This window comes from Vibrio casei, assembly GCF_002218025.2.
Lineage (GTDB): Bacteria > Pseudomonadota > Gammaproteobacteria > Enterobacterales > Vibrionaceae > Vibrio > Vibrio casei.
Genome location: NZ_AP018680.1, coordinates 20704 through 32490 on the forward strand (window position 1 = coordinate 20704; position 11787 = coordinate 32490).

The window sequence follows — 11787 nt, forward strand, 5'->3', positions numbered from 1 at the left end:
ATAATAAAGTGTGAGTAATAGATAATGTTCGATGTTCTGTTTTTAGCGTTAGCTCTGAGTATGGATGCTTTTGCCGTTTCGATAGGTTTAGGGGCAAAACTTGCCAGCCAAACCAATAAACCAATATCACTCGCCTTAAAAGCGGGTGTGTATTTTGGCCTGGCTCAGGCGGTAATGCCGTTTATTGGATTCTTAGGTGGGCATGGCGTACTAGGTTGGGTTGAAGGTTACGCGCCTTATATTGCGTTCGTATTGTTACTGTTTATTGGCGGCAAAATGATCTATGAATCGTTTGTCGAAGGTATCGAAGAAGATTTTTGTCAGATTACTCACCGAGTGATGTTAACTCTGGCGATTGCCACCAGTGTTGATGCAATGGCTGCCGGTTTTAGTTTGCCATTGCTGGATGTTAATCCATTCTTAGCGTGTGCTTTGATTGGTATTGTGACGTTCTTATTTAGCTTTATCGGAGTATTTATTGGCCGAAAAAGCGGAACCTGGTTAGAAAGTAAAGCTGAGTTATTGGGCGGGATTGTTTTGATCGCTATCGCTTTTAAGTTTTTGCTAGTTTAAGTTTTTTTGAGTTAGTTCATCTTGTTGTCATTTCTGTTTCTATACTAAGAGTGGGTGGTTATAGAGTAATTAGGTAGTTATAGAGGTGATGATGATGTTAACACGTTACGCAGGTATGACCCCAAAGAGTCAAAGTTACTTATTTACCTTTGGTTTGGCATTAACATTAATTGGCATGATGGTCACCGATATGTGGCTGCCAATGGTGGCAGGTGCGATTATTTTAGCCGCGCTTGCGGTTGAGTCCTGGATTCGCATTTTGTACATTATTCCGATGAAAAAAGAGTTAAAGGAGCTGACGGTGCGCTTAACTCGGCTTGAACATAAATAATAGAATAATAGAATAATAGAATAATAGAATAATAGGCAGCCATTATTGGTTGCCTTTTTTATAGGGTAGCATTTATATTTTGAATCAGTTTAAGCCTTTTTTGATCAAAAATTGATAAGGCATGTTGTCTGTATCAACACTAAGCAGCTGATGATCCATAAAACGGCAGAAGCTTGGTATATCACGAGTGGTGGAAGGATCGTCAGCTGTAACGAGTAATACTTCACCTTCTTGCATTGTCCGGATCGTTTTTCTTACCATCATTACTGGTTCTGGGCAGCGTAATCCTTGGGCGTCGAGTATTTTGGTCGCATTTTTAGCATCAAGTGACATGGCTTATGAACTCTATAATGTGATTTGGTACGAAAGTTTATTCAAGATCATACTGGTGTAGAAGAAAAAGGCAATATGGGCTTAGCAAACTTTTATGTGTTCACTAGATTTACAAAGTGAGAAGGATATTTTTATTTTCTTGCTTCCAATCTGAATCTATTTTATTCACTTTTTTAGAATATCCGCCAGCGTGTGATCGCGTCTGGCGGTTTTTATCTATGCTTGGTTAACGTTATGACCAATCAATACTCTCACCGGCATGTTTTTCACATTCAGTTTTAACAAGGTCAAATAAAATCGCACCGGTTTTCGAGCATATCCAATCTCCATCGGTGTATTTAAAGTGATAGCCACCAGATTTAGAGGCTAACCAAATCTCATGCATAGGCTCTTGACGGTTAATAATGATTTGGCTGCGGTCTTCAAATTCGAGCATCATTACGTTGCCTGAAACATCAAAATCAATATCTGCTCCTGATTCGTCAATGGCTTCTTCAATGATGGTCATTTGAATGTCGACCAATTGGTGAAATTCGGTATCGTTCATATTGGTTAATCCTATTGCTTGGATACCCAGCTTAGTTGAAATGGGTATGGTGTTTGGCTATTGCTTTTCTTGTGTGTGGTGCGATTATAGGGGGCATTGAATTATTAATCACGATATCAAAATGAAAAAGTATATTTTAGCGCTGTTTATGCTGGCGTTAACAGCATTAGCCGGGTGCGGTCAAACCGGCCCGTTGTATTTACCTGAAGATGCGCCAAAGCCCGCTAATACTGAAGCGGTCACGATTAAAGGTTCGGATGGGAGTGTGACAACACAACCTCAAGAATCATTTGAAGTCAGCGCAGCTCAATCTACATTGCCAGAGTCTGAGCAACAAGCATAATAAGGACGAGAACATTGGATTTTTTTAATTATCAGGATGATGGTCAGCTTTGGGCTGAAGACGTCTCTCTTACACAATTAGCACAACAGTATGGTACACCTCTTTATGTGTATTCTCGTGCCACTTTTGAGCGTCATTGGAAAGCGTTTGATTCTTCAGTGGGAGATCATCCTCATTTGGTCTGTTATGCGGTAAAAGCGAATTCAAATATTGGTGTATTGAACGTATTAGCGCGCTTGGGTTCTGGATTTGATATCGTATCTGGTGGTGAGCTAGAGCGCGTGATTGCCGCTGGTGGTGATCCGAAAAAAATTGTTTTTTCTGGGGTCGGAAAAACCTCTTCAGAGATGAAGCGGGCATTGGAGCTGGGTATCAAATGTTTCAATGTTGAATCCGAACCTGAGCTTGAGCGTTTAAATAAAGTGGCGGGTGATTTAGGTGTTAAAGCACCTATTTCATTGCGAATTAACCCGGATGTTGATGCGCATACTCATCCTTATATCTCAACGGGATTACGAGATAATAAATTTGGTATTGCGTTTGATCACGCGCCAGAAGTCTATAAATTTGCCAACAGTTTGGAACATTTAGATATTCAGGGTATTGATTGTCATATTGGTTCCCAGTTAACGGATCTAACGCCTTTCATTGATGCCACCGATCGCCTATTGGCCTTGATTGATGCGTTAACTGAGCAAGGTATTAATATCCGCCACTTAGATGTTGGTGGTGGCTTGGGGGTGGTGTATCGCGATGAATTGCCTCCTCAACCATCTGAATATGCTAAAGCGTTGCTGTCGCGCTTAGATAATCGTAGTCATCTTGAGTTAGTGTTTGAACCTGGTCGTGCTATTGCCGCGAATGCGGGTATTTTATTGACGAAAGTGGAACTCCTTAAACCGACTGAGCATAAGAACTTTGCCATAATTGATGCGGCGATGAATGATTTAATTCGTCCTTCTTTGTATCAAGCTTGGATGGATATTGTTCCCGTTGTCCCTCGCCAAGGTGACGTGACAACTTACGATTTAGTGGGCCCTATTTGTGAAACTGGTGACTTTTTAGGCAAGGATCGTGAACTTGTGTTGGAAGAAGGTGATTTATTGGCGGTTCGCTCCGCTGGAGCTTATGGGTTTGTGATGTCTTCAAACTACAATACTCGCGCTCGTGCTGCTGAAGTGATTGTTGATGGTGATCAAGCACATTTGGTGCGTAAACGTGAAGAATTAACATCTTTGTGGGAACTCGAAAGTATCCTGCCGCAATAAATCTAGCAATTTACGCCCTAGGTTTTGACTGGGGTGTTTTATTTGAATAAATGAGGCGATATGCATTTCCATTTTTCTAAAATGCACGGTTTGGGTAACGACTTTATGGTGGTCGATTGCATTACTCAAAACATCTTCTTTTCACCGGAATTGATCCGTCGCTTAGCCGATCGTCATACGGGCGTGGGCTTTGATCAATTATTGGTTGTAGAAGCGCCCTATGATCCAGAAACGGACTTTCATTACCGTATTTTTAATGCCGATGGCAGTGAAGTGGAACAATGTGGTAACGGCGCGCGCTGTTTTGCTCGTTTTGTCCGTATGAAGGGTTTAACCAATAAATACAGTATTAATGTCAGTACCAAAAAAGGTCGCATGGTTTTAAAAGTGGAAAGCTTAGATACTGTGACCGTCAACATGGGACAGCCGATCTTTGAGCCAAGTAAAATTCCATTTAAAGCTAAGCAAGCTGAAAAAACCTATATTCTTCGAGCGGGTGAACATACTTTATTTTGCGGTGCGGTCAGTATGGGGAATCCTCATGTTGTGACCATTGTAGATAATGTGGACACTTTTGATGTTGATACTGTTGGCCCATTACTTGAATCACATGAACGTTTTCCAGAGCGTGTTAATGCGGGTTTCATGCAGGTTATTGATCGTAATAACGTGAAACTACGAGTATACGAACGTGGCGCAGGAGAGACTCAAGCGTGCGGAAGTGGCGCTTGTGGCGCGGTTGCTGTCGGTATTGACCAAGGCTTATTGGATTCTGATGTAACTGTGCAATTGCCAGGAGGTATCTTGAAGATTTACTGGCAAGGCGAAGGAAAACCATTATATATGACAGGGCCTGTTGCTCATGTTTATGATGGACAAATTACGTGTTAATGCTACCAAGGTGTAATAGAGCCAAGGTGCAGAAATTATAATAGATAAAATGACAAATTGAGTGAGTAATGCAGCCGGATCATTTAACCGCCGAAACCGTGGCCGAGTATTTAAAAGATAATCGTGATTTTTTCCAGGAACGTCCTGAACTGGTAGAGCGTTTGTCTTTTTCGCACCAACAACAAGGTGCGGTATCCTTGGTTGAAATACAAATGCGCCGTCAGCGTCAGCGCATTGAAGAACTGGAAGAGGACATTACGCAACTCATGTCGTTAGCGGCAAAAAATGACCGTACTTTTCATCAATTGATGGACATGCAGCAGCAACTGCTTGCTTGTGATTCATTGTTCCAACTCAATGAACTGATGACAGAACATACTCAAAAAATGGGGTTGAAAGCACATTTATTGTTGCTGAATCAGGTTGATAACTCGTGGCACTTATCTTCAGAAACCTACAAGCGTTTTTTAACTAATCACCTGAATGGCAAAGATGCTTACCTTGGTCGGTTGAATCGTCATGATCGTCATGCTCTTTTTGGCGGCGATCGCTTTGCCAAAGATGAGCTTGCAGAATTAGGGTCTTATGTGGTTTTGCCGCTGCATCACCAATCTTCTTCATTGGGTTTATTAGCCTTTTCCAGCCAAGAAGGTGGGCACTTTCAACCTGAGATGGATACTTTATTCTTACGTCATTTATCGTCATTGGTGGCTTTTTTGGTCGCGAATTTTGATCAAGAAATGATTAATCAACCAGTAAAAACCTTAAACTGTGCCAATGAATCCTAATGTGAATGTACCGGATGCCTTGGCGGGGCCATTACAGCGTTTTTATGATTATTTGAATCATGAAAAAGGGTTAAGCGCTCACACACAGTCAAACTATCAACGCCAACTTTCCATCATGACTCAGCAGCTCATTGTGCTTGGTATTAAAGACTGGCAACAAGTGGATGCTGGTTGGGTGAGACAACTCGCGAGTAAAGGCATGCGCGAAGGCTTAAAAGCCAGCAGCATTGCAACACGTTTATCCTCATTGCGCAGTTTCTTTGATTATTTAATCTCAATCGATATCTTAGAAGCCAACCCTGCCAAAGGGGTATCAGCGCCTAAGAAAAAACGGCCATTACCAAAAAATTTAGATATTGATGACGTCGGTCAGTTACTTGATGTGAATGACAACGATCCGCTCTCTATTCGCGATCGCTCTATGATGGAATTAATGTATGGAGCTGGATTACGTTTAGCTGAATTGGTTGGGATTGATATAAATCACGTGCAGTTTAGCCAAGGTGAAATTCGTGTTATCGGTAAAGGTAATAAAGAGCGTAAAGCACCTTTTTCAGGCCAGGCGAAAGAGTGGTTGGTTTGCTGGTTGAAAGTACGCCCTAGCCTCGCCAGTGAAGGTGAACCAGCGTTATTTGTGTCCAAACGTGGTACCCGTATTTCTCACCGCAACGTGCAAAAACGCATGGAAGAATGGGGGATTAAACAGGGGGTTTCTAGCCACATTAGCCCGCATAAATTACGCCATTCATTTGCCACCCACATGCTGGAATCGAGCGGTAATTTAAGAGCTGTGCAAGAATTACTCGGGCATGAAAATATCTCGACCACTCAAATTTACACCAATTTGGACTTTCAACATTTGGCGGACGTGTACGATAGTGCTCACCCAAGAGCTCGAAAAAAGAAAAAATCCGACGATTAAATTCCATCAATAAGGAGTGGTTATGTCTGTGCGTTTCTATCGCAATATCCCCACCATTAAAGCAATGACCTTCGATCTTGATGATACCTTATACGATAACCATCCAGTGATTATGGGACTAGAGCAAAAAATGGCAGATTGGATGCATGTCCATCATCCGGTCAGTCAACAGATGGATAATACCCAATGGCGCTCGTTAAAATTTGATCTCGCCAAGCAAACTCCTTTTCTACAAAGTGATGTGTCTGAATGGCGCTTTCAGCAAATTCGTCAGGGATTAATGCATTTGGGTTACGATGATCCCAAAGCGTCTCAAGCTGCTAAATCTGCTATGGATCAAGTGCTGATTTGGCGTCACCAGATTGAAGTACCGGATCTTACTCATCAAGTGATGGCCAAACTGAAACAGCAGATGCCGTTGATCGCGATTACCAACGGCAACGTCAATCCCGATAAAATTGGCCTTGGTGAGTATTTTGATTTGGTGCTCAACGCCGGCCCAGATGGTTGGGCAAAACCACATAGTCAAATGTTCGAAACCGCTCTAGCGCACCTTGGTTTACTTGCTGAAAATGTCTTACATGTGGGTGATAACCTGATTTCCGATGTGGCAGGGGCGAAATACGTCGGTATGCAAGCTTGTTGGATTAATGATTATCAAAAATCGCTCAAACATGAAGATTATGGACGAGTGCTGCCGGATGTGGAGATTACTTCGATTGAGGATTTGTTGTGTTTTTTAGGTGATGAGCTGAATACCTAAGTTATCTTGTGAAGGAGTTTAATTAATATGATTACTTGTTACGTTCATTATGTCATTGACCCTAAAAAGGTTAATGAGTTTGAAGAGTACGCCAAGATGTGGATTCCTTTAGTTGAGAAATTTGGCGGACAACATAATGGCTATTTCTTGCCCTCGGAAGGTGCGAATAATATCGCTCTAGCTTTATTTACTTTTCCGAGTTTATCGGCTTATGAAGATTACCGTATAAAATCATTACAAGATGCACAATGCATTCAAGCGGTTAAGTTTGCCGAGCAAGTCGATTGTATTATTAGTTATGAGCGTAGTTTTTTTAGGCCTGTATTTAAGTAAGTTGGTTTATATTTCATTGTCATCCTTGAAGTGACCAAGGCACTATTAGAAATTCCGCTTTTCTGTACTGTTTAGATGGTGGTTGGTAGATTCCTGCTCTCGCCTAGACTCGGAAGGAATGACGTTGCGTTTGTGATGAGTGGCTGAAGTAAAGCTATGATAAGCCTGGCGTTTAGTCACGAGCAGTGAGAACTCGATGCTGCCTATCCGCCTCATACACCTTTAAAAATAATTCAAAATACTGTTGTAGTGATGAAAAGTCATTTTGTGGTTCTAGTTGCTGCAACAGCGATATTCCAACCTCACAAGTACATAGATTTCCTACTTCTTGATTACGTCGTAGGCGGTAGTTCGATGTTTGTTCACTCGACAATACTACTTTTGGCAAGGTTTGTAGCCACGGGTTTTTATTGAGCATTTTCTTGGCTTCTTGCCAGGTGCCATCCAAGATAATAAATAATGGCGAGCTTTGGCTCTCATTGGTATTTATCGAAGCCTGTAACACGCTCACTTCAATTGCCTCTTCACTTGGAAACAATAAATAACTTGGTTGTTCGGCAATTTGCTTTACTAGTTCAACGGGTGGGTTAACGCGATCCCAAATATGCACTTGGCAATTAGGTAAGCTATGGGTGAGAAGTTTTCCGGTGTTGGTGACGCGTCGGGTTTCATTTGGATGCGTCAGTAGAGCAATCTGTGTAGTGCTATCAAGCATAGGACGGTGAGCACAAATACATTGATAATTTAGGCCGCAACTTGGGCAAGCTGCGGTCTGAGTTGATTGTGATGTTGGCATATTGGCTCTGCTAATAGGTAAACACCGGAGCAGTTTACATTTTTATTCCTTGCTGCGCTGCACTGATGTTATCGGAGAATAGGGTTACATTGCCCTTTTTATCACTGACTGGTGCCGTGGATGCATTGACTGGGTAGCTTACCCCCGTATATTCCATAATATGTTCTTCGGCTTTGGCCCCACCGCCACTCACTGGAATGATTAAATCACGCCAACCAAAGTGATGATAATTGCTAACTTGAATAGGTGTGCGTACTTGCGTGATTCGACTGTTAAAGCGCCATTCATTATTATGGTTTTCAAACATTAAGATGGTGCAACCGCCGGAGCCACACCAGTCAGTTAAGATAAATAATTCAGGTTGTTGGTCGTTGTTAATATCGTAAGTGAGCCAGCGATAATGGTTGTTTTCTGGCTCGGTACGGTGGTCTTTAAAGTACCTGCGCAAGGTAGCATCGACTTTGGCATCGTATTGATTGCTGCCTTTAATGCTCGTAACTGTCAGTGCATCAACCGGGCCTTGGGTGCTTTTTTGTCCTGCTTCGACCATAGTCGTTTCGACTTTCATTTTTTGTAGCGTTAAGCCATCAGTACCTAAGTTATATTCGCCACCATTGATGATTTCTTTTTGGGCTTTAAGTTGAAAACCATCAACGGTAAACACACGCAGCGCTTTCATTTGAGTATTTTCATGTTGAGTCATTAACACATGCACTAGCTGATCTTGTTGTTGCCAATAACCCGTTTCAACTAGGCTTTTATCACCATTTTGATAATCATAATGGGTAGTCGCGGTGTGGTCGGCATTCAGCACTAATCTGGTCGTTAAACCGGCAGTTGGTTGGCTTTGATAAGTTCCCACGAATTGCTCGGCTACCTTGTCTTTGGCTTGTTGCTGACTCGCTAATATGAAATCTTGCTCTGAAATATCGTTGTGTGCAGAAGACTGAGCTTCGCTGCTGGCCATTTCAATCGGCTCACTTTGTGCCAGTAGTTGCGGTTCATCCGGTTGACTGGAACATGCACTTAGTAACAATAGTGCAGAAAAACTCAATGGGATTGTATAAGCCTTCATGGTATTTTTATTCCTTAATTGTACGCAACCAAATAATTTATTTAACGATGGTTATTTCTTTATATAACCAAGTAATTTCTGGGTAATTTCAGGTTATTTAGTAGACTGACAGCAAAACAGAAGGTTCATTATGGCATATTGGTTATTTAAAACTGAACCCGACACTTTTTCGATTGATACTTTGCGAGTGCAAAATGTCGCGTGTTGGGAGGGAGTCCGCAATTATCAAGCCCGTAATATGTTGCGTGATGAAGTGAAAGTAGGTGATGAGGTTTTGATCTACCATTCTTCTTGCAAAAAAATCGGAGTGGCGGGCATCGCAAAAGTGGTCAAGGAAGCCTATCCCGATCATTTTCAATTTGATCCAGAAAGCCCTTATTTTGATATTAAGTCTGATCCGAGCAACCCACGATGGGTAATGGTGGATATTGAATTTGTTCGTAAAACCAGCCGCATTATTAGTTTGGCGGAAATGAAAGCCATGCCTGAATTGGAAAATATGCCTTTGGTGAAAAGAGGAAATCGTTTATCGATCATGCCCGTGACTGAATTTGAATGGCAGACGATTTTAGATAAAGAATAGAGTTATACCCGATGGGTAGATAAAAATGGCAGCTTAATTGAGCTGCCATTTTTGATTCAGTTACTTGTTGAACTAGGTATTATAACAAGTGATCTTCTAGGTAGTGCGCCACGGCTTCGTCGATGCTGCTACCAATAATGTCATTGTTTGGTAGCGCTTTCATCACTTTGTCGTGAGCGGTGCCCATGATTAAGCCTTTATGCGCGGCTGCGAGCATTTCAACATCGTTCATGCCATCACCAAACGATATGCAATGTTCCAGTTCTTTACCTAACTTTTGGGCAACAGCTTGCAATGCTTCACCTTTTGAGACATTAGGTGCCATCATTTCTAAACACCAAGGCGTTGAGAAGGCAATGCTGATGCGGTCGCCAAACTGTTCTTTTAGCTGCTGTTCATAAGCGGCTAAATGATCATGATCGGTATGAGTAAAGAACAACTTAGCAATGTCTTCAGTTGGCGCGTTATCAGTATCGAATAATGAATAATTAAAGCCAGACTCTTGGTGATGCTTGCTGAGTTTTAGATCTTCTTTATCCGTCAGCCAATCATTGCTGCGATAGATATGAATGCGGTGGTCTGGATCTTGTTTGATGATATCGACAATCGGCTGAATCACATCTTCAGGCAGGTTTTTGCTATAGAGTAATTCATTATCAGGCGAGTGAACCCGGGCACCATTTGAGGTGATCATGTAAGCGGGAATGCCAGCGCTAGCGCGAAAGCTTTCGACGTCAACGTGGTGGCGGCCTGTGGCAAAAATAAACGTCATCCCTTTTTGGTGCAATTTTTGTAGCGTTTGCTTGGTAAACTCACCAAGGGTGTGATCAGGTAAGAGCAAAGTGCCGTCAAGATCGGAGGCAACGATATGAAAATTATGGTTTAAAGATGATTCTAAAGAAATAGGGTTCGCCATGTTGCCTCTTTTATTAATCTTAAAAATAAATGCCCGATTATTGTACGGTAAACTCAATGGGAAAAAGAGGGTAAAGCTTGCTGTTTCAAGTTTCCTCTTTTCGATTGTTATACCTTGCTTACACAGGTTTTGAATGTCTTTCAGTCATCGAGTTAAAAAAGTCGACAGTTTGATCGAGCACTTGGTTACGAAAACAATCAGCTTCACATAGTAGTTCATGTTTTGCACCTTCAATAACAGCCAATTTTCCAAGTGGAGGCTGTTTTTTATTAAGCTTATTGATAAATCGACGCTGGGCTGCATTATCCACAACGCTATCTTCACTGGCTTGTATCAGCAATAAAGGCACATTGATCTGCTGTGCTTGTTGATTGCATTGTTTTGCGGCTAACAAGGATTGATGAACCCAATGGCTGCTCGGCCCACCTAATTGTATATCAGGGATTTGCTCATATAAGCTTCTAAACCATTGGTAACGTAAAACGCTGCTGGTTAAATTATTCGTTTCAAAGGGTTTAGCATGGTAAGGCGTTTGCCCTGGTGCATAAACAGGCATGGTACTTCGTGTTGACATCCATTTGCTAAGTGGACTCGAAAATGGGCGTAAATACCATTGCATTTGAATGCCTATCATTGGCGCGCTTAATGTTACACCATCAAAGCCATGTTGTTGATGTGTTTGCAGGTAGCGTGTGGTAATTGCCCCCCCCATGGAATGGGCAAGAAAGAATTTTTGTTGATAGTGGTTTAATTGAAAGTGATTAAGAATGTGATGCAAATCTTTGATATAAAAATCAAAAAACTCCACATGGCCCATTTGTTTGTCGGCACAACAACGTTCAGATAGCCCTTGACCTCGGTGGTCATAAGAATAAATATCGTAGCCCTGTTGAAATAAATCCCAAAAAACTTCTTGGTATTTATTCACGCTTTCAATACGCCCATTAACGACCACGATCGCTTTGGTATGTTCTGGTTTGGTAAAGGAAACCCAATAGAGTTTTTTTCCTTGTTGACCTTCAATGAACCCATCGTTTCTGGTTTGCCAAAATGGCGCTAATGTTTGCTCTGAAAATTCAATTAAATTTTCTTCACTATTCCATCGGGGTTGCTCTGAGGTAGTTTGCTTCATGTGGCTTTCCAATCAATAACACCGTTGCTACTGCTGTTACTATGCCATTTTTTGCCTTGAACCACAGCCCTTATCTCCGTATTTCATTATGGTCATTTAAAATAATGAAGCTATTTTTCACTTAAGTACTTCGTTAAGTTTTGGTCAGCTTATAGCCAGATTGGTGCGGTTGCTTTATTGTTATTAATTATCG

Annotated in this window: 15 protein-coding genes and 1 pseudogene; 10 read left to right on the forward strand and 6 right to left on the reverse strand. The window is 41.7% G+C overall.

All coding sequences use genetic code 11. From position 1 onward, the window contains the following. The first annotated feature begins 24 nt into the window (after positions 1–24). Together VCASEI_RS00095 and VCASEI_RS00100 are read left to right on the forward strand one after the other, a co-directional pair. Positions 25–573: a manganese efflux pump MntP gene (locus VCASEI_RS00095; RefSeq protein WP_089110367.1), complete on the forward strand. Its 549-nt coding sequence runs from the start codon at positions 25–27 to the stop codon at positions 571–573. A gap of 94 nt (positions 574–667) precedes the next feature. Next, positions 668–904, forward strand: a complete 237-nt coding sequence (locus VCASEI_RS00100; protein ID WP_089110381.1) for a hypothetical protein — start codon at positions 668–670, stop codon at positions 902–904. Between the two features lie 84 nt (positions 905–988). Here VCASEI_RS00100 and tusA read toward each other — a convergent pair whose 3' ends face one another. Then, on the reverse strand, positions 989–1237 hold the full coding sequence (tusA, locus tag VCASEI_RS00105) for a sulfurtransferase TusA (RefSeq protein WP_086959060.1): 249 nt from the start codon (positions 1235–1237) through the stop codon (positions 989–991). A 232-nt stretch (positions 1238–1469) separates the two neighbouring features. After that, on the reverse strand, positions 1470–1784 hold the full coding sequence (gene cyaY, locus VCASEI_RS00110) for an iron donor protein CyaY (RefSeq protein ID WP_086959058.1): 315 nt from the start codon (positions 1782–1784) through the stop codon (positions 1470–1472). 121 nt (positions 1785–1905) lie between these two features. On the opposite strand from cyaY, the pseudogene lptM reads away from it, so the two are divergent. The 7 genes and pseudogenes from lptM to VCASEI_RS00145 all read left to right on the forward strand — a co-directional run. Beyond that, positions 1906–2004 (forward strand): annotated as a pseudogene (gene lptM, locus VCASEI_RS19585) (LPS translocon maturation chaperone LptM); the annotation flags it as partial. Between the two features lie 137 nt (positions 2005–2141). After that, positions 2142–3395, forward strand: coding sequence for a diaminopimelate decarboxylase (lysA, locus tag VCASEI_RS00120; RefSeq protein WP_086959055.1), 1254 nt, complete (start codon positions 2142–2144; stop codon positions 3393–3395). Positions 3396–3455: 60 nt separating this feature from the next. After that, on the forward strand, positions 3456–4286 hold the full coding sequence (gene dapF / locus VCASEI_RS00125) for a diaminopimelate epimerase (protein ID WP_086959052.1): 831 nt from the start codon (positions 3456–3458) through the stop codon (positions 4284–4286). A 68-nt stretch (positions 4287–4354) separates the two neighbouring features. Continuing rightward, the gene (locus VCASEI_RS00130) at positions 4355–5074 is read left to right on the forward strand and encodes a DUF484 family protein (RefSeq protein ID WP_086959051.1); all 720 of its coding nucleotides are present in this window, start codon (positions 4355–4357) and stop codon (positions 5072–5074) included. Then, positions 5064–5996 (forward strand): tyrosine recombinase XerC, encoded by a 933-nt coding sequence (xerC, locus tag VCASEI_RS00135; RefSeq protein ID WP_086959049.1) that lies wholly within the window; start codon positions 5064–5066, stop codon positions 5994–5996. Before VCASEI_RS00130 ends, xerC begins: the two co-directional genes overlap by 11 nt. A 28-nt stretch (positions 5997–6024) precedes the next feature. Next, positions 6025–6759 (forward strand): 5-amino-6-(5-phospho-D-ribitylamino)uracil phosphatase YigB, encoded by a 735-nt coding sequence (gene yigB, locus VCASEI_RS00140; RefSeq protein WP_089110382.1) that lies wholly within the window; start codon positions 6025–6027, stop codon positions 6757–6759. A 27-nt stretch (positions 6760–6786) separates the two neighbouring features. Next, positions 6787–7092, forward strand: a complete 306-nt coding sequence (locus tag VCASEI_RS00145) for an NIPSNAP family protein (protein WP_086959047.1) — start codon at positions 6787–6789, stop codon at positions 7090–7092. Between the two features lie 172 nt (positions 7093–7264). Here VCASEI_RS00145 and VCASEI_RS00150 read toward each other — a convergent pair whose 3' ends face one another. Together VCASEI_RS00150 and VCASEI_RS00155 are read right to left on the reverse strand one after the other, a co-directional pair. Continuing rightward, positions 7265–7888: a tRNA-uridine aminocarboxypropyltransferase gene (locus VCASEI_RS00150; RefSeq protein WP_089110369.1), complete on the reverse strand. Its 624-nt coding sequence runs from the start codon at positions 7886–7888 to the stop codon at positions 7265–7267. Positions 7889–7922: 34 nt separating this feature from the next. After that, positions 7923–8963: a hypothetical protein gene (locus VCASEI_RS00155; RefSeq protein WP_086959043.1), complete on the reverse strand. Its 1041-nt coding sequence runs from the start codon at positions 8961–8963 to the stop codon at positions 7923–7925. A gap of 130 nt (positions 8964–9093) precedes the next feature. On the opposite strand from VCASEI_RS00155, the gene VCASEI_RS00160 reads away from it, so the two are divergent. Next, entirely contained in the window at positions 9094–9546 is a 453-nt protein-coding gene (locus tag VCASEI_RS00160) for an EVE domain-containing protein (protein ID WP_089110370.1), read from the forward strand. Between the two features lie 79 nt (positions 9547–9625). Here VCASEI_RS00160 and VCASEI_RS00165 read toward each other — a convergent pair whose 3' ends face one another. Both VCASEI_RS00165 and VCASEI_RS00170 read right to left on the reverse strand, forming a co-directional pair. Continuing rightward, positions 9626–10462 (reverse strand): Cof-type HAD-IIB family hydrolase, encoded by an 837-nt coding sequence (locus VCASEI_RS00165; RefSeq protein WP_089110371.1) that lies wholly within the window; start codon positions 10460–10462, stop codon positions 9626–9628. Between the two features lie 118 nt (positions 10463–10580). Next, positions 10581–11594, reverse strand: coding sequence for an alpha/beta fold hydrolase (locus tag VCASEI_RS00170; RefSeq protein ID WP_089110372.1), 1014 nt, complete (start codon positions 11592–11594; stop codon positions 10581–10583). Positions 11595–11787 lie beyond the last annotated feature (193 nt).

Coding starts and splice junctions, on each gene's coding strand:
- VCASEI_RS00095 (WP_089110367.1), top strand. CDS start 25: ATGTTCGATGTTCTGTTTTTAGCGTTAGCTCTGAGTATGGATGCTTTT.
- VCASEI_RS00100 (WP_089110381.1), top strand. CDS start 668: ATGTTAACACGTTACGCAGGTATGACCCCAAAGAGTCAAAGTTACTTA.
- tusA (WP_086959060.1), bottom strand. CDS start 1,237: ATGTCACTTGATGCTAAAAATGCGACCAAAATACTCGACGCCCAAGGA.
- cyaY (WP_086959058.1), bottom strand. CDS start 1,784: ATGAACGATACCGAATTTCACCAATTGGTCGACATTCAAATGACCATC.
- dapF (WP_086959052.1), top strand. CDS start 3,456: ATGCATTTCCATTTTTCTAAAATGCACGGTTTGGGTAACGACTTTATG.
- VCASEI_RS00130 (WP_086959051.1), top strand. CDS start 4,355: ATGCAGCCGGATCATTTAACCGCCGAAACCGTGGCCGAGTATTTAAAA.
- xerC (WP_086959049.1), top strand. CDS start 5,064: ATGAATCCTAATGTGAATGTACCGGATGCCTTGGCGGGGCCATTACAG.
- VCASEI_RS00145 (WP_086959047.1), top strand. CDS start 6,787: ATGATTACTTGTTACGTTCATTATGTCATTGACCCTAAAAAGGTTAAT.
- VCASEI_RS00150 (WP_089110369.1), bottom strand. CDS start 7,888: ATGCCAACATCACAATCAACTCAGACCGCAGCTTGCCCAAGTTGCGGC.
- VCASEI_RS00155 (WP_086959043.1), bottom strand. CDS start 8,963: ATGAAGGCTTATACAATCCCATTGAGTTTTTCTGCACTATTGTTACTA.
- VCASEI_RS00160 (WP_089110370.1), top strand. CDS start 9,094: ATGGCATATTGGTTATTTAAAACTGAACCCGACACTTTTTCGATTGAT.
- VCASEI_RS00165 (WP_089110371.1), bottom strand. CDS start 10,462: ATGGCGAACCCTATTTCTTTAGAATCATCTTTAAACCATAATTTTCAT.
- VCASEI_RS00170 (WP_089110372.1), bottom strand. CDS start 11,594: ATGAAGCAAACTACCTCAGAGCAACCCCGATGGAATAGTGAAGAAAAT.